The following is a 26241-nucleotide window of genomic DNA, read 5'->3' as shown; positions in this document are numbered from 1 at the left end:
GCTAGCGCTCCCCCACCGGCGTCGCGGCGCCTGCGGGCGCGTCCGCCGCGGCAGCACTCTCGCGACGAAGCCACTCGTAGCACATGACCGTGGCGGCCTGGGCCACGTTGAGCGACTCCACCCGGCCCCACTGCGGCAGGCGGCACTCGAAGTCGCACTTCCTGCGCACCAGCTGCGAGATCCCGGAGCCCTCCGAGCCCATGACCAGGCACAGCCTTCCCTCAAGCGGCGCGGACCACACGTCCTGCGTCGCGTGCTCCGTGGAGCCGGCCACCCAGAAGCCGGCGCGCTTGAGCTCGTCTATCGCGGTCGCGAGGTTTGGCACCTGCGCTATGGGCACGTGCAGCACCGCGCCGGCGGACGTCTTGTACGCGCCCACGCCCACGCCGGCCGCACGCGCCTTCGCGATGACGACGCCGGCCGCGCCCACGACCTCCGCGGAGCGGACGATCGCGCCGAAGTTGCCCTCGTCGGTCACGTGGTCGAGAAGAACCACGAGCGCGTGGCCGTCGCCCGCGTTTGCGATGACGTCCGAGAGCTCCGCGTAGGCGAACGGACGGGTCTGCACCACGATGCCCTGGTGGGCGCCGTGCGAGCTGATGGCGTCGAGCCGCCCCTTTGGCACGCGCTCCACCGGGACGCCGGCCGCCTCCAGCCTGCGGACGAGGCCGGCGAGCGTCTGGTCCTGCTCGCCGCCCATGGCCACGAGCGCGCGCTTCAGCGGGAGCCCGCCCTCCAGGGCCTCCGCGCACGCGCGGCGACCCTCGATGAAGTCCGTCGTGGGACGCTGGCCCTGGGCGGGACGCTGGCCCTGGCGGTGCTGGCCGCCCCTGCGGGCGTCGTCGCGGGAGGCGGGCCCGCGCTGGCCCTGGCCGCGCGATGCCCGGTCGCGGCCATTGGCGGCCGCCTTCGGCCCCCGGCGCTCCCCGCGACCGCCCGCGGGACGCGCGGATCCACGTCCGCCCGCGCCCCGCGCGCCGCCCCTGTCGGGACGCCCGGCGCTTCTCGGCTGCATCTTCGACATGGGCCCCCTACGCCTTCCTCGTCAGGCGCGCGCCGGCTGCGGTGTCCTCCACCACAAGGCCCAGCGCGGCGATGCCGTCGCGGATGGCGTCCGCCGTCGCCCACTCCTTCTTGGCGCGGGCCGCCTGGCGCGCGTCCAGCAGCGCCTTCGCGGCTACCGCGGGGTCGTCTCCCTGGTAGCCGGCGTGCTCGGCCGCAAGGTCCACAAGCTCGTGCGGAAGGTCGCCCTCGCCGATCTGGGAGAGGTTAATGCCCAGCACGTCGGAAAGCTCGACGATCATGTCGGCCGCACGCAGCGCCGGCGCGGTCGCCGCGTCGTTGCCGGCGTCCGCGAGGTACTTGTTCGCGGCGGTCACCAGGCCAAAGATGGCCGCGAGGCCGCCGGAGGTGTTGAAGTCGTCGTCCATCTGGCGCACGAACTCGTCGTGGGCCGCGTCGATGGCGGCGCCCAGCTCGCGGTCGTTGGCAGAGAGCTCGCCGTCCTGCGGCGCCATGTCAGCGGCCCAGCGCAGGTTCTTCACGCAGGTGCGCAGGCGCTCCAGCGTGCCGACGGCGCCGTCCAGCTGGTCGGTCTGGAAGTCGAGCGCGGAGCGGTAGTGGGTCTGCAGCATGAGCAGGCGCACGGCGTCCGCGGGGTACTTGTCCAGGATCTCCTTCAGGGTGAAGAAGTTGCCAAGCGACTTGGACATCTTCTCGCCGTTCACGCGGAGCATGCCCGTGTGCATCCACACGTTCGCAAGCGGGCGGCCCCACGCGCACATGGCCTGCGCGGTCTCGTTCTCGTGGTGCGGGAAGACGAGGTCCTGGCCGCCGCCGTGGATGTCGATGGGCGTGCCCAGGTAGCGGTGGATCATGGCGCAGCACTCCGTGTGCCAGCCGGGGCGGCCGTCGCCCCACGGGCTCGGCCAGCTGGGCTCGCCGGGCTTCGCGGCCTTCCACAGGGCGAAGTCGAACGGGTCGCGCTTCTGGTCGTTCACCTCGACGCGCTCGCCGGCGCGCAGCTGGTCGAGGTCGCGGCCGGAGAGGATCCCGTAGTTGTGGTCGGACCTCACCGAGAAGTACACGTCGCCGTTGTCGGCGGCGTATGCGTGGCCCTTCTCGATCAGGGCCAGGATCATCTGCTGCATGGCCTCGATCTCGCGCGTGGCGCGCGGGCGGATGTCCGGGTCGAGGATGCCGAAGCGGTGCATCTGCTCGATGAAGGCGTTGGAGTACTCCTCCGCCACCTCCGCGGCCGTGCGGCCCTCCTCGTTCGCGCGGTTGATGATCTTGTCGTCCACGTCCGTCAGGTTCTGGGCAAACGTGACCTCGTAGCCCTTGTACTGCAGGTAGCGGCGAATCACGTCGAAGCTCAGGAACGTGCGCGCGTTGCCAATGTGGATCTGGTCGTACACGGTGGGGCCGCACACGTACATGCGGACCTTGCCCTCGTCGATGGGCCTGAACTCTTCCTTCTTGTGGGTCTGGGAGTTGTATACGAGCATCGTGGTTCTCCTTGGGTGTGAGCGGGCGTGGCCCGCGTGCGTTCATGGCATGGCATTGTAGCGCTTTGCGCCTGGGCCGCGGCCCCGGGCGCCTCAGTCGTTACATCGCCCGGCGCCCGCGGCGTCGCCCTGGCCGTCGTCCAGAAGCACCACGGCCCACGCGGCGATGCCCTCCTCGCGGCCCACGAAGCCCAGCCGCTCCGTCGTGGTGGCCTTCATGCCCACGCATCCCACGTCCACGCCCATGGCGCGGGCGAGGTTGCCCCTCATCTGGTCGCGGTACGGCGCTAGCCTTGGCGCCTGCGCCGCGATGGTGCAGTCGCAGTCCATCACGCGCGCGCCGCGCTCGCGCACCACGTCCATCACGCGCGAGAGCAGCACGAGGGAGTCCGCCCCCTCGAACGCGGGGTCGTCGTCCGGAAAGAGCTGGCCTATGTCGCCGGCGCGAAGCGCGCCCAGTATGGCGTCCATCAGGGCGTGCGTCACGACGTCCGCGTCGGAGTGGCCCAGAAGCCCCCTCTGGCTCGGCACGTCCACGCCGCCCAGGATGCACCTGCGTCCCTCCGCGAAGCGGTGGACGTCGAACCCGTGTCCTATGCGAAGCACGTCTCCCCCTCACTCAAGGCCGCAGCCCTCCTGGATCAGGCGCCGCTCGAGCAGCGTCTGCGCAATGGCCAGGTCCTCGGGAAGCGTCACCTTTATGTTGTCGCGGCTGGACTTCACGCACGCCACGCGCCCGCCGTGGCGCTCCACCAGCGACGCGTCGTCCGTCCCCACGAACTCGTCCCATATGGCTGCGCGGTGGGCGGACACGATGGCCTTCGTCCTGAACACCTGCGGCGTCTGCGCGCACCAATAGAAGCTGCGGTCCGGCGTCGCCACGACGGAGTCGCCCTCCACCAGCTTCAGCGTGTCCGTGCTGGGCACGGCGCAGATGGCGCCCGCCACCGCATCGTCCCCGCGGACGCGCGCGATGCAGCGCTCCACGTCCTGCGTGCGCACGAGCGGGCGCGCGGCGTCGTGGATGGCCACCATCGAGAAGCCCGAGCGCCCGGGCACGGCGCACAGCCCCGAGTACACGGACTCCTGCCTCGTCGCGCCGGAGTGGGCTATGGTCACCGGGCAGCGCAGGCGGAGCCTGCCCAGCACGTCGCGGCGCATCTCGTCCTCGCGCTCCGGCGCGCACACCACCACGACGTGCCCCACGGAGGGCGCCCTGTCCAGCGCGAGAACCGCCCAGCACGCTATGGGCAGCCCGCACAGCTCCACGTACTGCTTGCCTCGCGGGTCGCCAAAGCGCTGGCCCACGCCGCCGGCAACCACTATCGCGCACGTGTCCTGCCCGGATCGCGTGGGCGCGTCCTTCTCGGCCAGGGCGCATGCGCACGGCCTTGGGGCGCTCATGCGCGCTTGCCCCACATGCGGTACAGGCTGTCCGCCAGGATGCTGGGGTTGTCCACGCCCACGCTGTCCAGGCGCGACGGGTTCTTCTCGATGTCGTCGAGCAGGTTCTGGAGCGATCCGTACTCGTCCACGATCTTATCGGCCATGCCCTTTCGCACCACGGAGATGTTCGACAGCGTGCGCAGGCCCAGCGGCGTCAGGATGGAGTCCTCGCTCTTGCCCTCGTAGCCCAGGATGGACGCGACCACCTTTGGCTGGCGCAGGCGGGCGTTGTCCGTCTCGTGCAGCTGCCTGCGGATGCGGGCCGCGTTCTCGCGCGAGGAGTCCGCCGCGTAGTCGCGCACCAGCAGCGTGTAGTTCTCGCTCGCGTCGCCCACGAACTCGTCGCGCTGCATCTCGATGGTCTTGCCCTCGCTTCCCAGCTCCAGGATCAGGCGGTCCAGCTGCTCCGCCACGGTGGCCAGCACCTCGAACAGGTAGATCGTCTCAGTTATGTCCGAAAGCGTGACGTAGTTGTCCAGCTCGAGCGTGGTCAGGCGCAGCAGGCTGCGGTCGAGCTGCGTGCGCGTGCTCTGCAGCGACACCAGCAGCTGGTTCACGGACGCCATAATCTGCGTCACGGTGCGCAGCTGGTGGCCCTTGCCGTCCACGAAGACGTTCACGACCTGCCGGCGCTCTGACACGGATATCACGATGGCCTTCGTGAGCAGGCTCATGCGCGCGGCGGTGCGATGGCGCATCCCCGTCTCGCTTGTGGGGAGCGACGGGTCCGGGTTCAGGTGGTAGTTTGCGCGCAGGATCTGGGTGAGCCCCTTGTCGATCACGATGGCGCCGTCCATCTTGCTGAGCTCGAACAGGCGGTTCGCGGTGAACGATATGTCAAGCTTGAAGCCGTCGTCCCCGGCGGCCAGCACGGCGTCCGTGTCGCCTATGCAGATGAGCGCCCCCATGTGGCCCGCGATGATCATGTCAAGCGCGTGCCTGAGCGACGTTCCCGGCGCGGTCTGGCGAATGGCCGAGCGCAGTCGCTCCCTGCTGTCCTGGGCCCTGTCCACCTCGTTCTGGTCCATCGGCTCACCCCCATATCACAGCCGGCCCGCGCGTCGCGGGCCGGCCAACGTCGTCACCAACAGTATATTGCTTGCGCGGGGCGAGAAGAACCCCGCCCCTTTGTCGCGGCTACTCCGCGGAGGCAAGCCCCCCGGAGGCCCCGGGCGTCGCGTGGCCGCCGGCCGGCGCGCTCCAGTGCTCGCGCGCGCGGGGAAGGTCCATGTGGACCCTCTCGGTCACGGCCGGGATCTCTCCCTCGCCCTTCGAGAACGTGAGGCCGTCCTCGCCGGCGTCCACCGCGATCACGTCGCCCGCCTTCCAGGTGCCCATGAGCATCTGCTCGGACAGCGGGTCCTCGATGAGCGTCTGGATGGCGCGGCGCAGCGGACGCGCGCCATAGACGGGGTCCGTGCCGCGCTTCGCGATGTAGTCGCGCGCCGCGTCCGTCAGCTCGATGGACATGCCGTTCGCGATGAGGCGGTTGCGCAGGTCGCGGATCATGAGCTCCACGATCTGGCGCAGCTGATCGCCCGTGAGCGACTTGAACACCACGATCTCGTCCACGCGGTTCAGGAACTCCGGGCGGAACAGGTGCTTGAGCTCGCCCTCCACGCGACTCTTGATCTCGCGGTCGGAAAGCCCGCCGTTGCCCTCGGCGCTGAAGCCCATGGGCGCCGTCTGCGCTATCTCGCGCGCGCCTATGTTGGATGTCATGATGATGACGGTGTTGCTGAAGTCGACGGTGCGGCCCTGGCCGTCGGTCAGGCGACCCTCGTCCAGGATCTGGAGAAGGACGTTGAAGACGTCCGGGTGGGCCTTCTCGATCTCGTCGAACAGCACGACGGAGTACGGGCGCCTGCGCACGGCCTTCGTGAGCTCGCCGCCCTCGTCGTAGCCAACGTATCCGGGAGGCGCGCCCACGAGCTTGGACACCTCGTGCTTCTCCATGAACTCGGACATGTCGAAGCTGATGAGGGCGTCGTCGCTGCCAAACAGGAACTCCGCGAGCGACTTCGCGAGCTCCGACTTGCCGACGCCGGACGGCCCGAGGAAGATGAACGAGCCGCCGGGGCGACGCGGGTCCTTGAGCGGCGAGCGGCTGCGGCGGATGGCGCGCGCGACCTTGCTCACGGCCTCATCCTGGCCGATGACGCGCTGGTGCAGGGCGTCCTCGCAGCGCAGGAGCTTCGAGGCCTCCGCCTCGGTCAGGTTGGACACCGGGACCCCGGTGATGTCCGAGACCACGTCTGCTATGTCCTTCTCGTCCACCACGACGACGTTCTTGCTCTGGCGCTCGTGCCAGGACTTCTCGAGCTCGTCGCGCTTGGACGTGAGCTCGCGCTCCTTGTCGCGCAGGCGCGCGGCCTCCTCGAACTCCTGGGCCGTCGCGGCCTTCGACTTCTGCTCCTTGATGCGGGCGAGCTCCTCGTCCACCTGCGCGAGCTCCGGCGGCAGCGTCGTCTTGTGGACGCGCGTGCGGGCGCCGGCCTCGTCGATGATGTCGATGGCCTTGTCCGGAAGGAACCTGTCCTGCACGTAGCGGTTCGAGAGGCTGACCGCCGCCTCGATGGCCGCGTCCGTGTACTTGACGTGGTGGTGCTTCTCGTAGCGGTCCTGCAGGCCGTGGAGGATCTTGATGGTGTCCTCCGGCGTGGGCTCGCCGATGTTGACGGGCTGGAAGCGGCGCTCGAGCGCGGAGTCCTTCTCGATGTGCTTGCGGTACTCGTCCACCGTCGTGGCGCCGATGACCTGGATCTCGCCGCGGGACAGCGGCGGCTTCAGGATGGAGGCCGCGTCGATGGAGCCCTCCGCGGAGCCCGCGCCGATGATGGTGTGAATCTCGTCGATGAAGAGGATGTCGTCCTTGCTCTTCATCACCTCCGCGATGACCTTCTTCATGCGCTCCTCGAACTCGCCGCGGTACTTGGAGCCGGCGACGAGCGAGGCGACGTCCAGGGTCCAGATCTGCTTGCCGCGCAGGATGTCCGGCACGTTGCCGGCAGAGATGAGCTGCGCGAGGCCCTCGACGATGGCCGTCTTGCCGACGCCCGGGTCGCCCAGGATGAGCGGGTTGTTCTTCTGGCGGCGGGCAAGCACCTGCATCACGCGCTCGACCTCGCGGTCGCGGCCGATGACGGGGTCGAGCTTGCCGTCCGCCGCCAGCTTCGTGAGGTTGCGCCCGAACTGCTCCAGCATGGAGCCGTCGTCGGCGGACGAGCCGCCCTGCGGCGCGCCCGCGCCCATGAACTGCGGGCCGAAGCCGACCTCGGTCGCGGCGGAGGCGGGCTCGCCCTTCTCGCCCTCGCTCTCCATCAGCTCGTTCACGGCGTTGCGCACGGCGTCGCCGGACACGCCCATGCGAGAGAGCGCGGTCATGGCGCGGCCGTCGCCCTCCGCGACGATGCCCAGGAGCAGGTGCTCGGTGGCGATGTAGGTCTGGCCGCGGGTCACGGTCTCGCGGTACGCGTCCTCCAGCACGCGCTTGGCGCGCGGCGTGAACGGGATGTGGCCGCCGGGGACGGGCTCGGTCTCCTCGGACGAGATCTCCTTGATGGTGGCCACGGTCTCGTCATACGTGACGTCGAGCTTCGCGAGCGCCTGCGCGGCGATGCCGTCGCCCTCGCGGATGAGCGCGAGCAGCAGGTGCTCCGTACCCACGTACATCTTGCCGAGGCTGCGGGCCTCCTCCTGCGCGAGGCTCATGACCTTGCGGGCCTTGTCTGTGAACTTCTCGAACATGCGGGGTCTGACGCCTCCAATCCTTGTGCTTCCGCGACCCCACGCGCATGCGGGCCCACGGATGTTGGTTTGCTTGTACGTCTGTACCCCGTTGCGCGGCGGCTATAACGCACGGCGGGCTTTTTTGGGACCACGTCCTCAAAACCCCGACCGAGGGGGCCGTCCTTCTCGTCCCGGCGCCCGCGGTGCTTCTCAGCAGATACTTTGCGCGATAAAGGAATATTTTTTGTTCGTGTTCAATAAAGACAATGGGACGAATTATGGGGATAATGGCATGAGACAGACGACGGAAAGAAGACGCGCATGCTTAAGTACGAGTCGGTGGCCGATGACATCCGCAAGAAGATCGCCTCGGGCGTGTACGGCCCGAACGACCAGCTTCCCACCACGCCGGAGCTGTGCGACCTGTACGACGTGAGCAAGATCACCATCAAGAAGGCGATGGACGAGCTGGTGCAGCAGGGGCTCATCGCAAGGCGGCGCGGCTCGGGCACGTACGTGAAGCGCGTGCCGCAGCCAGAGGCCCAGTCGCCCTCCGGGTGGGACATGTCCAGCCAGATGACGGGCTTCTGCGCCGAGCACCCGGGCGAGAAGGTGACGTCCGACGTGCACGAGTTCTCCGTCGTAAGGCCGAAGGCAGAGGTCGCGGGGCTTTTGGGCATGGATTCGGACGAGTTTGCGTACTACGTGTGCCGAACCCGCCTCATCGACGACGTTCCTCAGGTGATCGAGTACACGTTCATGCCCATCAAGCTGATACCGGACCTGCGCGAGCGCAACGTGGAGACCACGATCTACGGCTACATCGAGGGTGACCTTGGCCTGAAGATCGGCAGCGCGCACCGCACCCTGCGGGCGGTGCTTCCCAGCAAGAGCGAGGTGGGCTGGCTGGACGTGACGCCCACGACGCCGCTTCTGGAGGTGGAGCAGGTGGGCTACCTGGACGACGGCGTGCCGTTCGAGTACTCCATAGCACGCCACGCACGCGGCTACGAGTTCCACTCCGTGTCCACCCACTAGCCGTGGTTGCGGCCGCGGGTACGGCCGCGGGACGCGCGCCGGCACGCGGCTGGCCGAGAAGAGCCGCCCACGCAGAGGGGGCCGCCGACGGACAGCACCGTCGACGGCCCCCTTGCATGTGTCTTGCGCGCGCCCGGCCCTGTGCCGGCGCCCGGTGCGCCGCCCGGCCTAGTACAGCTTCGAGCCCGCGGGGATGGCGTCGTCCACCATCAGCAGGTTCAGGCGCTCCTGACCGTCGACCTCGTGGATGGCGGAGAGCAGCATGCCGCAGGACTCCACGCCCATCATCTTGCGCGGCGGGATGTTCACGATGGCGACCACGTTCTTCCCCACCAGGTCCTCCGGCTCGTAGTACTCGTGGATGCCCGAGAGAATCGTGCGGTCCTGGCCAGAGCCGTCGTCCAGCGTGAACTGCAGCAGCTTCTTGCTCTTCGGGACGGCGACGCACTCCTTCACGTGGACCACGCGCATGTCGGACTGGCTGAACACGTCGAACGTCACGCCATCGGCCACCGGCTCGATCGTGAGGCCCTTCTTCGCGGGCTCGGCGGACTGCTCCGCCTCGTCCTCGTCGTCCCGTGCGTAGATGTCGCCCACGGGCGCGATGGCCTTCATGGCCTCGAGCACCTCGTTCAGCGCGTCCGCCACCTCGAGCCCGTTGTACTGCGCGCCCAGGCGCATCACGTCGCGGTCGCAGCCGGCCGCGAAGCGCTTGTCCTTGAACTTCTTCTTGAGCGACTTCAGCGGCATGTCCATAACCGATCCGGACGGGCGCATCTTGGCCGCCGCCTGGATCAGGCCGGAGACCTCGTCGCACTCAAACAGCACCTTCTCCATCTTAAGCCGCGGCTCCGGCAGGTCGTGGTTCATGTCGGAGTTGTGCGTCATGATGGCGTGCGCCAGGTACGGGTTCGCGCCGGCCTCGGCCAGAAGCTCCGCGGTCTTCGTGGTGTGGAGCTGGTCGTCCTGCCACCTCTCCCAGTCAAGGTCGTGCAGCAGGCCCACCAGGCCCCAGAAGTCTACGTTCGCCGGGTCGTACTTCTGCGCGAAGTGGCGCATGAGGCCCTCGAGCGTCTCGCCGTGGCTCACGTGGAACGGGTCCTTGTTGTACGTGGTCAGCAGCTCGTGCGCCTTCTCGCGGGTGATCCCGGCGTCGAGCGCCTCACCCTCCTGCGCCGTGGCGTCGATGGCCGCGCGCACCGCGTCGGACGCCCCGGCGCCGTCCTGCGAGCCCGAGGCCTCGTCCTTCTCGCCCGCGGCATCGGTTGCCGGCTCGGCGTCGGCCGCCGGCTCGGCGTCCTCGGCCTGGCGCTGGGCCTCCACCTCGGCGGTCGCGCCCTTCTCGGCATCCGAGAAAAGCGAGTCCACGTCCGCGGCGGCGTTGTCCGTGCGCGCGCCGCCAACCTGCTCCGCGATGTCCTGGCGCGTGACGGTCTCCGGCTTCATCTGCGGGAACAGCAGCACGTCGCGGATGGACGGCTGGTCGCAGAACAGCATCATCATGCGGTCGATGCCGTAGCCGATGCCACCCGCGGGCGGCATACCGTACTCCAGCGCGCGCACGTAGTCGTAGTCGTAGCCCATGGCCTCGTCGTCGCCAAAGCCCTTGGCCGCAACCTGCTCCGCAAAGCGGCCGGCCTGGTCAACGGGGTCGTTGAGCTCGCTGAACGCGTTGGCGTACTCGTGGCCGGCGATCACGAGCTCGAAGCGGTCCGTCAGGCGCGGGTCGTCGTCCTTGCGCTTGGACAGGGGGCTCACCTCCTCCGGGTAGTCGCACACGAAGGTCGGGCGCACCAGGGTCTCCTCGCCCAACTCGTCGTACAGCTCGAACAGCAGCTTGCCCGGGCCCCAGTTGTCCTGCAGCTCGATGCCGTTGGCGCGGCACAGCTCGCGCAGGTGCTCCACCGGGGTGTCCATGTCCACGTGCTCGCCCACGACCTCGGAGGCGATCTCGCTCAGCGGGCGCGAGTCCCACGTGCCGCTCATGTCGATCTCTTGCCCCTGGAACATGATGACCTCGTGGCCGGGCTCGCAGCCGCACGCCTCGCGCGCGATGTACTGGAACAGGCCCTCGGTCAGGCGCTTCATGCCGTCCAGGTCGCTGTAGGCGCAGTACGCCTCCATCGAGGTGAACTCCGGGTTGTGGGTGAGGTCCATGCCCTCGTTGCGGAACTGGCGGCCGATCTCGAACACGCGCTCCATGCCGCCCACGATCAGGCGCTTCAGCGGCAGCTCCGTCGCGATGCGCAGGTAGAAGTCGCGGTCGAGCGCGTTGAAGTGCGTGACGAACGGCTTCGCGTTCGCGCCGCCCAGGATGGAGTGCATGATGGGCGTCTCGACCTCGATGTAGCCGTCGGCCTCCATGTAGCTGCGAATGAGGCTCACGATGCGGCTGCGCTTGCGGAAGACGTCCCGCACCTCGGGGTTCATGATCAGGTCGAGGTAGCGCTGGCGGTAGCGGATCTCGCGGTCCGTCAGCCCGTGGAACTTCTCGGACAGCGGGCGCATGGACTTGGAGAGAAGGACTATGCTCCTGGGCGCGAGCGAGAGCTCTCCGCGGCGGGTGCGCACGACGGGGCCCTCCGCCTGGACGATATCGCCCATGTCGAGCTGGCGCAGCAGCTCCCAGCTCTTCTCGTCCATGTCGTTCACGCGGCAGAACAGCTGGATCTTGCCAGACACGTCCTCCAGCACCACGAACATGAGCTTGCCCTGGCCGCGGATCGCGCGGACGCGACCGGCGAGGGAGTACTCGTCCTGGGTGTCGGCGCCGGCCTCGAGGCCCGCGTACTTCTCCTCCAGGTCCTTTGCGTGGGCCGTGACCTTGCTCGCGATGGGGTACGGGTTCACGCCGGCGTCGATGAGCGCCTGGCGCTTCGCGCGGCGGACCGCGCGCACGTCGTTGATGTCTACCTCGGGGGCATTGCTCGCCTGAGCCATGTTCTCTCCTGTTCTGGAATATGTCGGCCTGTGGCCGCCGTTGCTGGCTTGCGTTGCGTGCCGGGCACGATGCCCGCGGGCGCCGTTACCAAGAACGCCCCAGCCACACAGGTTCACCTGCGCAGTGGGGCGCGACGCTTCGTGCTATGCGGGCTTCCGCGTGGCCTGGCCTATCGCGTGATGTTGACGATCTTGTACTCGCGGACCTTGCCGGTGGGGGTGTTGAAGGAAACCTGGTCGCCCACGACGTGGCCGATGAGCGCCATGCCCGCCGGGGACTCGTTCGAGATCTTGTGGTTGATGGAGTCGGTCTCGGTGGTACCCACGATGGTGAGGCTCATGCGCTTGCCCTTGGCGTCCTCGAGCTCCACGGTGGTGCCGATGGAGACGGACAGGTGAGCGTCCGCGCCGGACTCCACGACCTTGGCCGTCGCCAGGATGTGGCGAATCTCGTTCACGCGGGACTCGTTCTGGGACTGCTCCTCCTTCGCGGCGTCGTACTCCGCGTTCTCGGAGAGGTCGCCAAAGCCGCGGGCCTCCTTGATGCGCTCGACGATCTCGTCGTGCTTCTCGCCCTCGCGGTACTCAAGCTCCTCGACGAGCTTCTGGCGGCCTTCGGGGGTAAGGATGATTTCCTTGTTTGCCATGTTCTGCTTTCCTTCGTGGTGTTGGCCGGGACGCTTGCCCGTGCCGGCGGTGCGCTTGCGCTGGCGGGACGCTCGTTACTTGGACAGGGGGCTGCCGCACTTGGAGCAGAACTCCGCGCCGGCCTCGTTCTTGTGGCCGCAGTGCGAGCAGAAGACGACGTCCTCGGCGGCGCCTGCGTCGGAGTCTGCGGACTCCTCGACCACGTCCTCGGCCTCGGCGTCCTTGGCGGCCTCCTCGGACTTCTCGTCCTTCTTGTCGTCGGAGCCCTCCTCCATGCCCTCGCGCACGTTCTTCACGGTCTGGCCAAGCGACTTGCCAAGCTTCGGGAGGTTCTTGGGCCCAAAGATGACCAGCACTACCAAGACGATGACAATCAGCTCAAAAGGTCCCATTCCCAAAATCATACGAGTCCTCCCAAAGGTTCTGTATTGATGGTGGCGTCTTAGGTTCGACAAAGATGCAATGGTTAGTATAACCAAAGCCGGGCAAAACTCACAATCTCTACGTGCCCGTTTTACGTGCGCCCCGCACCCCGCCGCCGCGCCAGAACACCAAAGGTAAACGCATGCCAAAGCTCCCCACGCCCATCGTCGCACTCATCGCGATCGCCGTCGCCGTCGACCTCGTATGCCTCGTGTGCCTGCTTGTGCTCAGGCGCCGTGGCGTTTACATCAAGCTTCGTACCAAGTTCGGCCCGGCGATCGTGTTCGACTCGCAGGACGACGACGGCGTCCCCATCCGTCTGCTCAACGTGGGCGGCAAGTTCCAGTCCGTCAGCTACGTGCAAGACAGCCTGAGGTACCGCCTCGTGTGCGTGTACCACCGCTACTTTGCGCAGATAGTCGACATCGCCGGCCTCAAGGACGGGCGAGAAGGGCGTGCCCTCGTCATAGGGGGCGGCGGCTACTCGTTTCCCAAGTGGCTGGTGAGCTCGTGCCCGCACCTTTCGACCACGGTCGTGGAGATCGACCCCGCCATAACGGATATCGCGCGGCGCTTCTTCTTTCTGGACGACCTCGAGCGCGAGTTCCGCACGCGGGAGGACGGCAGGCTCGACCTGGTGTGCGACGACGGCTGGGGCTACCTCACCCGCTCCGGCGAGCGCTTCGACCTCATCGTGAACGACGCGTTTGGCGGCAAGAGGCCGCTTGGCCCCCTCAAGACCGAGGACGGCGCGCGACAGGTGCGCGACCACCTGGCAGAGGGCGGCGTGTACCTGGCGAACGTGATATCTCCGCTCGAGGGCAAGGGGACCGACGTGCTCGCGGATTCGCTCGACGCGTGCAAGGCCACGTTCGAGCACGTGTACCTGATTCCCGAGGCGCCGGAGAGCCCGCGCCTGACGGGCGACAACGTCCTCGTCGCAAGCAACGCGCGCCTGAAGATCCAGGCGCGCTACGTGGTGAAGTGAGTTGTTGGGAAACCCGTTCAGGCAAATCCGCATCCGCCGGACAAGTATCCAATAAGTCCCGCAGTGCAAGCCTGCGGCCGCGCGGGCGTTGGGGGTTGCGACCCGCGCGGCCGCGACGGGCACTAGTTCGTGGTCCGCATGAGCCGCGCCGCCACCTCGGCATGGCGCTTCTCGGGAACCGGAACGCGCGTGTCGTCTGACATCACGATCTCGCGACGCTCGATTAGCGCCACGTAGCTGGGGTTCACTATGAAGCTGCGGTGCACGCGCACAAAGCCCTGGCCAAGCGAGCGCTCCACCTCGGAAAGGCCGATGCTCGCCTCGTAGTCGCCCGAGACCGTGTGGATGATGGTGTGCTTGCGCTTTGCGCCCACCCACAGCACCTCGTTGAGGGACACGAAGCGTATGGGTCCGTTCACGTCCGGGAACACCAGGCGGCGCTTGTCGCTCTGCGCGGCGATGCGTGCCTCGAGGTAGCGGCGCGTCACCTTGCTTATCGAGTCGACGCGGCACGTCTCTTCCGGCACCATCTGCCCGCGCGGCCAGCTCACGAACATACTCACGACCCTGAGCTCGCCGCCCTTGCGCTCCCAGTTGAACTGGCAGCGCTCGTGCGACTGCCGTATCAGGCCCGTCTCCTCGTCCATCGTCACCACGTAGCGGCCCACGACGGAACAGGCGTCACCGCAGTTCTGCACCACGGAGAACTGCGCGTGCGAGACGTGGGAGCTCTTTATGTCGTGCGCGGACTTACGGAAGTCGGCCGAGACCTCGTCCAGGCCGCGCATGTAGCGGTCCTTCTCCGGAGAGATCCACATGACGTCGTCACTGCAGAGACTGAGCACGTACTCTGGATCGCGCTGCCAGAAGCGCGTGATTGCCGTCTGAGTCAGTTCGACACAGCGCCGTTCGATATCTTTTTTCATCATGCACCGCCAGCGTCGACACCAACCGTGCACCTAATTTATTCCCACGCCATGGTGGCCAGAAGTCTGACTGGTACCAAAAGCCCGCTAATAGGTACCAGTCTGCAGAATTGTAAAGTCAGACCCTTTTTGTGACCACATTCTTACCCAATAACCGACCGGGGCCGCCTTCTCCCACCGCACAGGTAGGATTTTGTTACGAATATATTTTCCTACTTGATTGCTAGGGATTTAGGTGCCACGATACTGCCATGCGAGTTACCACGCACAAGGCGCTGTTTACCTCGCACCCAGTCTCATAGGAGGAAGAAATGAAGTACGCAGGAAGCACTGAGGCACTCATCGGCTCCACCCCACTCGTGGACCTCTCGGCCCTGGTGGACGGCAAGGCCACCATCCTGGGCAAGTACGAGGCCACCAACCCCGGCGGCTCCGTCAAGGACCGCATCGCCAGGGCCATGCTCGACGCGGCCGAGGCCGACGGCACGCTCCAGCCGGGCGGCACCGTCATCGAGCCCACGAGCGGAAACACCGGCGTCGGCCTTGCCATGCTCGCGGCCGAGCGCGGCTACAAGATGATCCTCGTCATGCCCGAGACCATGTCCGTCGAGCGTCGCAAGCTCGCCGCGTCCTACGGCGCGCAGATCGTGCTCACCCCTGGCTCCGAGGGCATGAAGGGCGCCGTCGCCCGTGCGGAGGAGCTGCGCAAGCAGACCCCCGGCGCCATCGTCGCCGGCCAGTTCGTGAACCCCGCCAACCCGCGCGCCCACTACAAGACCACTGGCCCCGAGGTCTGGCGTGACACCGAGGGCACCGTCGACTTCATCGTCGCGGGCGTCGGCACCGGCGGAACCATCAGCGGCACCGCCAAGTACCTGAAGGAGCAGAAGCCCTCCGTCCAGGGCATCGCCGTCGAGCCCGCGGAGTCCGCGGTGCTGGAGGGCAAGCCCGCCGGCGGCCACAAGATCCAGGGCATCGGCGCCGGCTTCGTCCCCAAGACGTACGATGCGTCCGTCGTGGACGAGGTCGTGCCCGTGACCTCCGCGGACGCCATCGCGACCAAGAAGCGCCTCGCGAGCGACTTCGGCCTACTCGTGGGCATCAGCTCCGGCGCGGCCGTCTCCGCCGCAGTCGAGCTGGCCAACCGCCCGCAGAACGCCGGCAAGACCATCGTGGCGATTCTGCCCGACACCGGCGAGCGCTACCTCTCGATGGACCTCTAATGCAGCTCGCGGCCACCGCGGCCGTCGCCTCACCATCGGCCACGGCGTCGGCGTGGTCATAGGCGGCAACGTAGCCGCAAGGCACGCGCAAGGCACATGCAAGACGAAACGCCAGGCGGGCGGCCCATCCGGGTCACCCGCCTGTGGTATATAGCAGGTGTGAGCGAATGCCGCACGCCGCCGGGCGCCCCCCGCGCCGCGCCGCGCGCCCAGACCCGACAAGACCAGGGAGACCCCATGAGCGAGCTCTTCAAATTCCTGCTGGACCCCCAGACCGCCGTCGTGTTCGACATCGACGGGGTGCTGGCCGTGTACGAGTTCGGCACGCACTGCCACAGCGCGTGCCCCGACGAAGACTGGGAGACCTACGTCCGCACGCACGACCCGTACGCTTTCACGCGCCCCGTGCCGCAGATCCAGCGCTTCGTGCGCGCGAAGGGGCCGGAGCGTGTGTACGCGTGCTCCGTCGCGGCGGACTTCGAGGCGCCGGGCAAGCGCGACTTCGTGCTCGCGCACTACGGCATCGCCCCAGACCACATCCGCCTGGTCGAGCGCAAGCCCCAGAAGATGGACTTCCTCCAGGACGTCGCGGATGACCTCGCGCTCCCCCGCGACCGCGTGGCGCTTGTGGAGGACACCGTGAAAACGCTCGACGCGGCATGCGAGAAGGGCTTCTCCACCGTGCACGTCACGTCGTTCTTTGGGTTCGAGGCATAGCGGCGCCGCGCCCGGCGAGACCGCCACGGGCGCGCCGGCACCCGTCACCCGTCGCACGCGGACGACGCCCCGCGACACGAAGAAGCCCGCGTCGCCGAAAGGGGTTGCGACGCGGGCTTGGGGAGGGTGCTGCCTTATGGTGCGCGATGCCTGCGGCCTTGCGCCGCAAGACGCGCTCTGCCCCTAACGCGGCCGGCCGGTGTGACATGCGCCGGTCGGCCGCGGGGAGCGCCTTGCCGGGCGCCCGAGGGCGTCTGGACTAGAACTCGAGGTTCTTCTCGTCGTCCTTGCCGAAGAGGTGGATGACGTCGCCGCCGAACGTGAAGGAGACCTTCTCGCCCAGCTTGAAGCCACCGCGCTTCTCCTCCTTGAGGTCCTGGGTCTGGACGATGACGATGACGTCCTTGCCCAGCGTGTTGAGGTGCAGGTGGATGGAGGAGCCCATCATCTCGGAGACGTCGACGGTGCCGGTCACGAGCTCGGGCGCGTCGTCGGTGAGGGTGACGTGCTCCGGACGGATGCCGAGCGTGACGTCCTGCGGGGTGACGCCCTTGGCGGCGAGGCGCTTCTGCTTTGCCTCGCTGGGGACGAACGTTGCGTCGCCGACCTTGACCTTGTAGATGTCGCCGTCCTTGGTGAGCTTCGCGTCGAAGAAGTTCATCTGCGGGACGCCGATGAAGCCTGCGACGAAGAGGTTCGCGGGGTGGTCGAACAGCTCCTGCGGGGTGCCGACCTGCTGGACGACGCCGTCCCTCATGATCACGATGCGGTCGCCGAGGGTCATGGCCTCGGTCTGGTCGTGCGTGACGTAGATGAACGTGGTGTCAATGCGCTGGCGGAGCTTGATGATCTCTGCGCGCATCTGGTTGCGGAGCTTTGCGTCCAGGTTGGAGAGCGGCTCGTCCATGAGCAGGACCTTTGGCTCACGCACGATGGCGCGGCCGATGGCGACGCGCTGGCGCTGGCCGCCGGAAAGCGCCTTCGGCTTGCGGTCGAGGTACTCGGTGATGCCCAGGATGGAGGCGGCCTCCTCGACCTTCTTGTCGATCTGGTCCTTCGGGACGTTGCGCAGCTTCAGGGGGAACGCCATGTTCTCGCGCACCGTCATGTGCGGATACAGGGCGTAGCTCTGGAAGACCATGGCGATGTCGCGGTCCTTGGGGGCCACGTCGTTCATGAGCTTGCCGTCGATGTACAGCTCACCGGAGGTAATCTCCTCGAGGCCCGCCACCATGCGCAGCGTGGTGGACTTGCCGCAGCCGGACGGGCCGACCAGCACGATGAACTCGCGGTCGGCGATGTCGAGGTTGAAGTCCTCGACGGCGAGGACGCCGCCGTCGACCTGCTTGAGGTTGCTCTTCTTCTTGGGAGCGTCCTTCTTCTTGCCGAAGAAGTGCTTCTTCTCACCCTCGATGTTGGGGTAGATCTTCTCGATGTGCTTCAGGCTTACCTCTGCCATTAGCGTCTCACGTCCCTTCCATACATATGGGTCATCGCGGCGATGCGCTTAGTGAGCCCGGGCGTGATCTGCCCCGGCAAAAGCCTCCACTGCCAGTTCCCACCAAGGGTCCCGGGCAAGTTGGTCCGCGCCTCGGAACCCAACTCCAGATAGTCTTGCATTTGCGCCACGAATAGCTCCGCGACGCTGGACATGCCACCCCTGATGACGCCCCACGAGAAGCCCTCCCCCTCGTTGAGCCCCAGGTACTTGGTGGCAAGTTCGACATCAGCCGCATCGGCCTCCGACCTCCAGCCCTCGACGGTCTGGTTGTCGTGCGTTCCGGTGTAGCAGACGCAGTGCGGGGAGAATGCGTGCGGCAGGTAGTCGCTCACATCGCGCGAGTCGAAGCCAAGCTCGAGCACCTTCATGCCCGGCATGCCCGAGTCCGCGAGCAGCTGACGCACCTCCGGCGTGGTGTAGCCAAGGTCCTCCGCGATGAAGCTCACGTTGGGGAACGCCTTCTCCAGCGTCCCGACCAGCTTCATGCCCGGCCCCTTGACCCAGCGGCCGTTGCGCGCGGTCTTATCGCCGTACGGCACGGCCCAGTAGCTCTCGAGGCCACGGAAGTGGTCGATGCGGATGGAGTCGTACAGGTTCGCCGCGCCCTTGATGCGGTTGACCCACCAGGCAAAGCCGTCCTTCTCCATGGCGTCGTAGTCGTAGAGCGGATTGCCCCACAGCTGTCCGTCCGCAGAGAAGTAGTCTGGCGGAACGCCCGCGACCTCGATGGGCACGTTCTTCTCGTCCAGCTGGAACATGGTGGGGTTCGCCCACACGTCCGCGGAGTCCAGCGCGACGTAGATGGGGAGGTCGCCCAGGACCTTGACCCCCTTTGCGTGCGCGTAGCGCTTCAGCTGGTCCCACTGGGTGTAGAAGAGGAACTGCTCGAACTCGTAGAACTCGATCTCGTCCGCAAGCTCGGACGTGTACCTGGCCACGGCGTCGTCGTCGCGAAGGCGGATGCCGTCGTCGGGCCACTCGATCCACGGCTTGAGGTCGAAGCGACGCTTGACCGCCATGAACAGGGCGTAGTCGGCCAGCCAGGACTCGTTCTCGACCACGAACTCCTCGAAGAGCCGGCGGTTGCCGTTACGCCCGCGCTCGAATGCGCGGCGAAGCAGCGGCTCGCGCCTCTGGAAGAGAAGGGCGTAGTCGACCTTGCTGGGATCGTCGCCCCAGTCCACGGCGTCGACCTCGTCCCTCGTGAGGAGCCCGTCCTCGACCAGGTAGTCCAGGTCGATGAAGTACGGGTTTCCCGCGAAGGTAGAGGGGCTCTGGTACGGGGAGTCGCCGTAGCTGGTCGGCCCGACCGGCAGCATCTGCCACCAGGTCTGGCCGGACTCGGACAGGAAGTCCACGAACTCGCGGGCCTCCCTGCCCAGGGTGCCGACCCCATGCGCCGTCGGGAGCGCGTAGATCGGAAGAATTGTGCCGCACGAACGATCCATGATTCCTTAGCCCTTAACGGCGCCTGCTGCGACGCCCTTGATGATGTACTTCTGCAGCGCCAGGTAGAAGACGATGACGGGGATGATGCTCAGGAGGATGAGCGCCATGGTCGCGCCAAGGTCGACCGTACCGTAGCTGCCCTTGAGGTACTGGATGTGAATGGGGATGGTGCGGTACTTGTTGATGTCAAGCACAAGGTACGGAAGCAGGTAGTCGTTCCACACCCACATGACCTCGAGGATGCCGACCGAGATGAGCGTAGGCTTCAGCATGGGAAGAACCACGCGGAAGAACGTGCGCACGGGACCGCAGCCGTCGATGGAGGCCGCCTCCTCGATCTCGATGGGGATCGACTTGACGAAGCCGACGAACATGAAGATCGCGAGGCCGGCGCCGAAGCCGAGGTAGACGATGGGGATGGTGAACGGGGTGTTCAGCTTGAGGACGTCCGCCGTCTTGGACAGCGTGAACATGACCATCTGGAAGGGGACCACCATGCTGAAGATGCACAGGTAGTAGATGACCTTGCAGAACTTGGAGTTCACGCGCGCGATGTACCAGGCGGCCATCGAGCAGAAGAACAGGATGAGGAAGGTGGAGATCACCGTGATGATCACGGAGTTGGCAACGGACGCCATGAAGGGGTAGTTGCCGAACGTCATGCCCTTGATGAAGTTCGCCCAGCCGGCAGCGGTCTCCGCGTTCGGGAGCGCGAAGGTGTCGGTCTTCACGAAGGTGTTCTTCTTGAAGGAGTTGATGACCACCGTGACGATGGGCATGACGTAGATGATGCAGATGATGGAGAGAACCACTGAGGCGATTGTCTTGTGACGACGCTCGGAGGTAAGGGTCTCTTGCTTGGAAGCCATTACTGCTGCACCTCCCTTTTACGCGTGTACGCAAGCTGGGCGAGGCCCATGATCGCGACGAGGACGAAGAAGATGACTGCCTTGGCCTGTGCGGTGCCACGTGCGACCGAGGCGGTTCCGTAGAACGTGTTGTAGATGTTCAGGGCGAGCATCTCGGTCGTGTGGACCGTCTCGCCGTTCGCGAGCTGCTTGAAGGGGAGGCCACCGGTCAGCGCAAGGTTCTGGTCGAAGAGCTTGAAGCTGTTGGTGAGAGTGAGGAACATGCAGATGGTGATGGAGGGCATTACGTTGGGAATGGTGACCTTGAACAGGGTCTGAGACTTGGACGCACCGTCGATCTTGGCTGCCTCGAGCATGTCCTCGGGTACGGCCTGAAGGCCGGCGATGTAGATGATCATCATGTAGCCGACCTGCTGCCAGCACATGAGGATGACCAGGCCCCAGAAACCATACTTGGTCTCGAGGATGACGGAGGTGCCGTACCTGGACAGGATGCCGTCGAAGATCATCGACCAGATGTAGCCCAGGACGATGCCGCCGATCAGGTTGGGCGCGAAGAACACGGTACGGAAGATGTTGCTTCCCTTCAGGTTCTGCGTCAGGGCGTACGCGACGGCGAACGCCAGCACGTTGATGAGCACGAGGCTCACGACCGCGAATGCCGCGGTGTACCAGAACGAGTACCTGAAGCTCTCGTCCGCGAATGCCGCCGCGTAGTTGCCGAGTCCGATGAACTTGGCATCAGACGTGAGGCGGAACTGGCAGAACGAGAGGTAGATGCCCTGAATGAACGGCCAGATGAAACCAATCGTGAATGCGGCGGTAACGGGCCCGAGGAAGAGGAGGCCCCAGCGCCTGATGGACCTCACCCGCGAGCTCGTCGCCGTTATCTTCTTTGCTTTTGCACTACTCATAAACGCTCCCAAAAAGAAGCGGACCGGGCGGGCGCGCGTCCACCCGGTCCGCAGAGGCTTACCCGAGCCTAAGGCTATGCGTTAGCCTTCTTGTACTGGGTCGCCCAGCCGTCGACGAAGGCGGTCTTGAACTTGTCCCAGTTCTCGTCGTTCTGCTTGGAGTTGTAGTCGTTCAGAGCGGAGACGAGGCCGGCACGATAGGTGTCAACGTTCGGCTCGAAGTTGGTCGCCCAGTCCATGTTGTAGTTGCCTGCGTCGGCGAGCTCTGCAGAGCGCTTCAGCCAGCCGTTCTCAGACTCGGCAGCGTCCTTGAAGGGCATGATGCCGAGCTGCTCGACGAGGGCCTTGGAGGCGTCGGCGTCGGAGACGAGCCACATCAGGAAGTCCATGGAGGCCTTCTGGTCCTTCTTGGAGGCGTTCTTGTTGATGGCCCAGCAGTTCTCGGTGCCGTTGTTGAGGCCGGCCTTCTCCTCGCCCTTCACGCCGCAGTAGTAAGGAAGCATGGTGGTGTTCTTGACGGACTTGGCGATGTCGGCGTAGTCCCAGGAGCCGGTCAGATAGAACGTGGCCTTGCCGTCCTTGAACTGCTGCGCGGGGTCGTGGCCACCGGTCGCGAGCTGGTCGGGAGCGGTGACGGAGTTGTTGATGATGAGGTCGTACAGGCTCTTGAAGTTCGGCAGGTAGGTTCCCTCGATGGTAGCGGGGGTCTCCTTCCAGACGTCCTTGCTCGCGCCGTCGCCCTTGTGCTCCTCATAGAAGAACTCGAGGTTGGCGAGGTGGCCGGTGACACGCCAGGACGAGGAGTCGTCCATGTCGGTGGCCGCGAAGGCGTCGAAGCCGTTGGCCTTGGCGTTCTTGTGGATGTCCTCGACGACGGCCTTCAGGGTGTCGAAGTTCTTGATCTCGTCGACGGAGTGGCCGGCCTTCGTGATGTTGTCGACGTTGGCGACGATGCCGTAGCACTCGTAGCAGTAGCCGACGGAGACGAGCTTTCCGCTGTCATCGTACTGGTTGTACTCGTCGGTGGTCTGTGCCTTGGCGATGTCGGTGTCCTTGAGGTCGAGAGCGTAGTCGTTCCACTCCTTGACGCCGGCATGGTTGCCGATGACGAAGATGGTCGGAGCCTCGGACTTGTCCATCTCGGAGGTCAGGGTCTTCTCGTAGTCGCCGGAAGCAGCGGTGACGATCTTCACCTTGACGTCCTTGGCCTTCGCGTACTTCTTGCCGAGCTTCTGGATGGTCTCGTCAATCTCGGGCTTGAAGTTCAGCCAGTAAACGGTGCCGTTCTTGCCGGAGCCATAGGTCTTGCCGGCACCGGACTTGCTGGAGTCGTCTCCAGACTCACCGGAGCAGGCGGCGAGGCCGAGGCCCGCGACGACCGCGGCGGTGCCGCTCAGGAAACCCTTACGAGAAATTGGCTTGTCAAACATAAGAACCCTCCTACGTTTTCCTTCACGCACCCTCCCTTAGGTGCGAGAATTACCTTCTTGCCGGCCCGACGGTCCCACCGGACCGCTGGGTCGTCTTGAGCCTGACGTGCTCGTTTTCGGACTTGCCCTCCAAGACGTCCACCAGCAGCCGCACAGCCTCCTGGCCCATGGTTTCCTGAGGCTGGCAGAGCGTGGTGAGCGTTGGGACCGTGTATTGGGACACCTCGATGCCGTCGATCGCGATGACGGAGTAGTCGTCGGGAACGCTGGCGCCGGTGTCGAAAATCGCCTTCATGGCCGCGATGGCCATCGTGTCGGCGATGGAGAAGACCGCAGTGAAGTCGAGGCCGGCCTCGATGGCCTCCTTGACCCGCTCGTACGCGGAGCTCATCAGGAAGCCGTTCGTCTTGAGGACGAGACCGAGGTCGAGCGGGATGCCCGCGTCCTCCAGCGCCTGGCAGTACCCGTCGAAGCGGAGCTGGCTGATGGACTGGTCGTCTGTTTCGGACAACAGGCACGCGATGCGGGTGTGGCCCGCGTCGATGAGGGCGCGAACGGCCTTGTACGCCTCGGCCTTGTCGTTGATGGAGACGGAGGAGTAGGCGTCCCTCGGCAGGTCGCCGAAGTGGTTGGTATAGGAGCAGCACACGAACGGCACGCCGACGGACTGCGCGTCCTCTGTGGAGTAGTCGAACCTGCCGCCCAAGAGCACGACGCCCTTGAGGCGCTTCGTGCGCACGAGCTCCGCGGCCTCGCCGATCTCGTCGCCGTTCGAGGGGAGCTGGCGCGGCACGATGCCGAAGCCGCGAAGCTCCGCCTCATGCTCTATGGCGTGCTCGATGGGGGTGTAGAACGGATTGGTGCCGCCGCGGACGACGAGCCCGATGGTGTCCGACTGGTTCATCGCGAGGTCGCGGGCGCTCCTGTTGGGAACGTAGCGCAGCGCGCGGGCGGCATCCAGGACCTTGTTGCGCATGTCCTCGCTCACATCCGGGTGACCGTTGAGCGCTCGGGAGACCGTGCTGACCGAGACCCCACAGTATGCTGCGACATCCTTGATGGTCAACGTCGGTCCCTCCCCTCATGCACTTGTCGCTGCGTTTCGTACCGATTCGAAAACTGGCATCAAACCAGTTGCGGGAACGTTTCTGGTAACGTTTCCAGTAAGACCATTGAAGCACTCGCATGGAGATTCGGTCAAGGAATAGCCGTCGGATTTCCGGGAACAGGCGGTGAACGGACGGAAATCGCGGGTGAGTAGCAATCTCGCCAAAAAAGATGGAACAAGCGACACCAATAGAGGAACGAAAGGGCACGCACCCTCGGCGCGTGCAATGGCATATGCTATCGCGTGGCCGCGGCCGCCCGGACGCCACGGGCGGGACGGCACGCAGACGCCGCAACAGGACACAAGGAGGAAGCGCATGCCGGCAGACACGAACCCCATGCTGCAGAAGCAGGTAATCTATTCCGTCTTCGTACGCAACCACACCAAGGAGGGCACGTTCCTCTCGGTCATACCCGACCTTGACCGCATCCGCGACCTGGGCGTCGACGTGGTGTGGCTCATGCCAATCCACCCAACGGGCGAGAAGGGCCGCAAGGGCACGCTCGGGAGCCCCTACGCAAACCGCGACTACCGCGCCGTGAACCCGGAGTACGGCACGCTGGACGACTTCAGGCAGCTGGTGGACGCGATCCACGCGCGCGGCATGAGGTGCATCATCGACGTGGTGTACAACCACACCTCCCCCGACTCCGTGCTGTTTGAGCAGCACCCGGAGTTCTTCTATCGCAAGCCGGACGGCAACCCCGGCAACCATGTGGGCGACTGGTCCGACGTGATCGACCTGGACTACGGCACGCCCGGCAGGTGGAACAAGCCGCTGTGGGACTACCAGATCGAGTCGCTGTGCTACTGGGCGACCATGGTGGACGGCTTCCGCTGCGACGTGGCGTCCTTCGTGCCCGTGGAGTTCTGGAAGGCCGCGCGCAAGGCCGTGGCGAAGGTGCGACCGGACGCCATCTGGCTGGCCGAGACCGTGCACCGCTCGTTTGGCAAGGCGTGTCGCGCGCTGGGCATGTGCTGCGCCCGCGACACGGAGGCGTTCGAGGCGTTCGACATCGAGTACTCCTACGACGTGCAGGAGACGTTCGACAACTACCTGCGCGGCAAGGCGACGCTGAGCCACTACCTGGACCTGGTGGACTTTCAGGACTGCGCGTACCCCGCGTACTACAACAAGCTGCGCTACCTGGAGAACCACGACCTGCCGCGCATCGCGGGATGGGACAGCGACCCCCGCGACCTGCGCAACCTTACCGCCATGATCTACTTCCTGAAAGGCACGACCCTGCTGTACGCCGGCCAGGAGGTCGCGGCGGAGCACCAGCCCAGCCTGTTTGACCGCGACACCGTGGACTGGACCGTGCGCTGCGACCTGAGCGGCCTCATGCGCACGCTGTACGGCATCAAGCGCGACGTGCTGGAGCCCACGGACTACTGCCACGCCACGGCGGACGACGAGAAGGACGTGGCGGTCATGTATCGAGACGACGTTCGCAAGGAGGCGGGCGACATGCCTCGCACCGTTGGCGTGTTCAGCCTGAGGGGCAAGACTGCCCGCGTTGCCGTGGACGTTGCGGACGGCACGTACAGGAACCTGATCGACGGGTCCGACGTGGTGGTGGAAGGCGGCGAGCTCGCATGCGACGGCGAGCCCGTCATCATGCGCTGCCCGCGCCCGGAGCTTTCGGTGTAGCTGCCGGCGACGACCGCGGGCATCGGCGCGCGGGACCAAGCCGCACGCGACATGAGACGTGCGAGAAGAAGCGTGCGCGGTGAGGCACGCGACACAGAAAGGGGACGGCGCCCGAGCGTCGTCCCCTTGTGTGTTAGGACGCCCGCGCCATGACGGCCCGGGCCATGTTGTGGACGCGCCTTCCGGCGCACCCCAGGCGCGAAGGGCTACTCGACGGTGACCTTCGTCACGTTGGACTGCTTCTGCTGCTTGGGGACGTTCACCGTGAGGACGCCGCCCTCGAGCTTGGCGGAAAGTCCTTCTCGCGCGGCGTCCTTTAGGTACACGCCGCGGGACGCCTGCCACTCCGAGGTCTCCTTCTGCAGGTAGGTCTTGCCCTTCTTCTCGTCGGACTCCTTCTTGTCCACGCTGATGGAGAGGCGGCCCTCGTTAAGTTCCACGTCTACCTGGTCCTTCGTGACGCCCGGCAGCTCCGCGGACACCACGTACGCGTCGCCCGCGTCCTCAACGTCCATCTTGAAGCCGTAGTCGCCGGTGACCTTGGCCAGCGGCGCGAAGAAATCGTCCATGGAATCGAACGGCCAGCTGCAAAGTGCCCTGTCAAGGCTGGTGTACGGAATCATGCTCGTCATGACTATCACTCCCTATGGTTGGTGGCGCCCGCTTTCCGGCGCCGTCGTGCGCTTTTGCGTTCGTAGTTGTTTGTTCCCGCCGAGGGTGGATTTAAACAC

22 protein-coding genes are annotated in these 26241 nt (G+C 66.0%); 5 read left to right on the top strand and 17 right to left on the bottom strand.

Annotated features, from left to right (window positions below; translation table 11 throughout):
* Position 1: 1 nt before the first annotated feature.
* The 6 genes from rlmB to HF885_RS05395 all read right to left on the bottom strand — a co-directional run bounded on the left by rlmB (position 2) and on the right by HF885_RS05395 (position 7700).
* Positions 2 to 1024, bottom strand: coding sequence for a 23S rRNA (guanosine(2251)-2'-O)-methyltransferase RlmB (gene rlmB / locus HF885_RS05420; protein ID WP_235927320.1), 1023 nt, complete (start codon positions 1022 to 1024; stop codon positions 2 to 4).
* A gap of 7 nt (positions 1025 to 1031) precedes the next feature.
* Positions 1032 to 2507: a cysteine--tRNA ligase gene (gene cysS / locus HF885_RS05415; RefSeq protein WP_170103911.1), complete on the bottom strand. Its 1476-nt coding sequence runs from the start codon at positions 2505 to 2507 to the stop codon at positions 1032 to 1034.
* A gap of 93 nt (positions 2508 to 2600) precedes the next feature.
* Positions 2601 to 3113 carry a 2-C-methyl-D-erythritol 2,4-cyclodiphosphate synthase gene (gene ispF, locus HF885_RS05410; protein WP_170103910.1) on the bottom strand — a complete coding sequence of 171 codons (513 nt, stop codon included), beginning with the start codon at positions 3111 to 3113 and terminating at the stop codon, positions 2601 to 2603.
* Between the two features lie 9 nt (positions 3114 to 3122).
* Positions 3123 to 3911, bottom strand: coding sequence for a 2-C-methyl-D-erythritol 4-phosphate cytidylyltransferase (gene ispD / locus HF885_RS05405; RefSeq protein ID WP_170103909.1), 789 nt, complete (start codon positions 3909 to 3911; stop codon positions 3123 to 3125).
* On the bottom strand, positions 3908 to 4981 hold the full coding sequence (disA, locus tag HF885_RS05400; protein WP_170103908.1) for a DNA integrity scanning diadenylate cyclase DisA: 1074 nt from the start codon (positions 4979 to 4981) through the stop codon (positions 3908 to 3910). Before disA ends, ispD begins: the two co-directional genes overlap by 4 nt.
* Positions 4982 to 5090: 109 nt before the next feature.
* Complete coding sequence (locus HF885_RS05395; protein ID WP_170103907.1) at positions 5091 to 7700, bottom strand: ATP-dependent Clp protease ATP-binding subunit; 2610 nt, start codon at positions 7698 to 7700, stop codon at positions 5091 to 5093.
* Between the two features lie 303 nt (positions 7701 to 8003).
* On the opposite strand from HF885_RS05395, the gene HF885_RS05390 reads away from it, so the two are divergent.
* Positions 8004 to 8720: a GntR family transcriptional regulator gene (locus HF885_RS05390; protein WP_170103906.1), complete on the top strand. Its 717-nt coding sequence runs from the start codon at positions 8004 to 8006 to the stop codon at positions 8718 to 8720.
* Positions 8721 to 8888: 168 nt separating this feature from the next.
* Here HF885_RS05390 and lysS read toward each other — a convergent pair whose 3' ends face one another.
* The 3 genes from lysS to tatA all read right to left on the bottom strand — a co-directional run bounded on the left by lysS (position 8889) and on the right by tatA (position 12712).
* Entirely contained in the window at positions 8889 to 11660 is a 2772-nt protein-coding gene (gene lysS, locus HF885_RS05385; protein WP_170103905.1) for a lysine--tRNA ligase, read from the bottom strand.
* Between the two features lie 170 nt (positions 11661 to 11830).
* The gene (greA, locus tag HF885_RS05380) at positions 11831 to 12307 is read right to left on the bottom strand and encodes a transcription elongation factor GreA (protein ID WP_170103904.1); all 477 of its coding nucleotides are present in this window, start codon (positions 12305 to 12307) and stop codon (positions 11831 to 11833) included.
* 75 nt (positions 12308 to 12382) lie between these two features.
* Positions 12383 to 12712, bottom strand: coding sequence for a twin-arginine translocase TatA/TatE family subunit (tatA, locus tag HF885_RS05375; RefSeq protein ID WP_170103903.1), 330 nt, complete (start codon positions 12710 to 12712; stop codon positions 12383 to 12385).
* Between the two features lie 161 nt (positions 12713 to 12873).
* On the opposite strand from tatA, the gene HF885_RS05370 reads away from it, so the two are divergent.
* On the top strand, positions 12874 to 13719 hold the full coding sequence (locus HF885_RS05370) for a spermidine synthase (protein WP_170103902.1): 846 nt from the start codon (positions 12874 to 12876) through the stop codon (positions 13717 to 13719).
* 122 nt (positions 13720 to 13841) lie between these two features.
* Here HF885_RS05370 and HF885_RS05365 read toward each other — a convergent pair whose 3' ends face one another.
* Complete coding sequence (locus tag HF885_RS05365) at positions 13842 to 14537, bottom strand: LytR/AlgR family response regulator transcription factor (protein WP_235927319.1); 696 nt, start codon at positions 14535 to 14537, stop codon at positions 13842 to 13844.
* A 419-nt stretch (positions 14538 to 14956) separates the two neighbouring features.
* Between HF885_RS05365 and cysK the strand changes: the two genes are divergently transcribed.
* On the top strand, positions 14957 to 15868 hold the full coding sequence (cysK, locus tag HF885_RS05360; RefSeq protein WP_170103900.1) for a cysteine synthase A: 912 nt from the start codon (positions 14957 to 14959) through the stop codon (positions 15866 to 15868).
* Between the two features lie 237 nt (positions 15869 to 16105).
* Positions 16106 to 16585 carry a hypothetical protein gene (locus tag HF885_RS05355; protein WP_170103899.1) on the top strand — a complete coding sequence of 160 codons (480 nt, stop codon included), beginning with the start codon at positions 16106 to 16108 and terminating at the stop codon, positions 16583 to 16585.
* 259 nt (positions 16586 to 16844) lie between these two features.
* Here the strand turns inward: HF885_RS05355 and HF885_RS05350 are convergent, their stop codons facing one another.
* The 6 genes from HF885_RS05350 to HF885_RS05325 form a co-directional block, all read right to left on the bottom strand.
* Entirely contained in the window at positions 16845 to 18044 is a 1200-nt protein-coding gene (locus HF885_RS05350) for an ABC transporter ATP-binding protein (RefSeq protein ID WP_170103898.1), read from the bottom strand.
* Positions 18044 to 19534 (bottom strand): 4-alpha-glucanotransferase, encoded by a 1491-nt coding sequence (gene malQ, locus HF885_RS05345; RefSeq protein ID WP_170103897.1) that lies wholly within the window; start codon positions 19532 to 19534, stop codon positions 18044 to 18046. Before malQ ends, HF885_RS05350 begins: the two co-directional genes overlap by 1 nt.
* Positions 19535 to 19540: 6 nt before the next feature.
* Positions 19541 to 20404 carry a carbohydrate ABC transporter permease gene (locus HF885_RS05340; RefSeq protein ID WP_170103896.1) on the bottom strand — a complete coding sequence of 288 codons (864 nt, stop codon included), beginning with the start codon at positions 20402 to 20404 and terminating at the stop codon, positions 19541 to 19543.
* Positions 20404 to 21318 carry a carbohydrate ABC transporter permease gene (locus HF885_RS05335; RefSeq protein ID WP_170103895.1) on the bottom strand — a complete coding sequence of 305 codons (915 nt, stop codon included), beginning with the start codon at positions 21316 to 21318 and terminating at the stop codon, positions 20404 to 20406. The genes HF885_RS05340 and HF885_RS05335 overlap by 1 nt, the downstream gene beginning before the upstream one ends.
* Positions 21319 to 21392: 74 nt before the next feature.
* Positions 21393 to 22748: an ABC transporter substrate-binding protein gene (locus HF885_RS05330; RefSeq protein ID WP_170103894.1), complete on the bottom strand. Its 1356-nt coding sequence runs from the start codon at positions 22746 to 22748 to the stop codon at positions 21393 to 21395.
* Positions 22749 to 22797: 49 nt separating this feature from the next.
* Positions 22798 to 23814, bottom strand: a complete 1017-nt coding sequence (locus HF885_RS05325) for a LacI family DNA-binding transcriptional regulator (protein ID WP_170103893.1) — start codon at positions 23812 to 23814, stop codon at positions 22798 to 22800.
* Positions 23815 to 24172: 358 nt separating this feature from the next.
* Here HF885_RS05325 and HF885_RS05320 point away from each other — a divergent pair, with 358 nt between their 5' ends.
* The gene (locus tag HF885_RS05320; protein WP_170103892.1) at positions 24173 to 25510 is read left to right on the top strand and encodes an alpha-amylase family glycosyl hydrolase; all 1338 of its coding nucleotides are present in this window, start codon (positions 24173 to 24175) and stop codon (positions 25508 to 25510) included.
* Between the two features lie 206 nt (positions 25511 to 25716).
* Here the strand turns inward: HF885_RS05320 and HF885_RS05315 are convergent, their stop codons facing one another.
* Entirely contained in the window at positions 25717 to 26142 is a 426-nt protein-coding gene (locus HF885_RS05315; RefSeq protein WP_170103891.1) for an Hsp20/alpha crystallin family protein, read from the bottom strand.
* Positions 26143 to 26241 lie beyond the last annotated feature (99 nt).

It is taken from the genome of Parafannyhessea umbonata, from assembly GCF_012844235.1.
In the GTDB taxonomy this organism is placed as follows: Bacteria; Actinomycetota; Coriobacteriia; order Coriobacteriales; family Atopobiaceae; genus Parafannyhessea.
The sequence above is the reverse complement of the archived record's forward strand: the minus strand, read 5'-3'. Positions and strand labels throughout refer to the sequence as shown.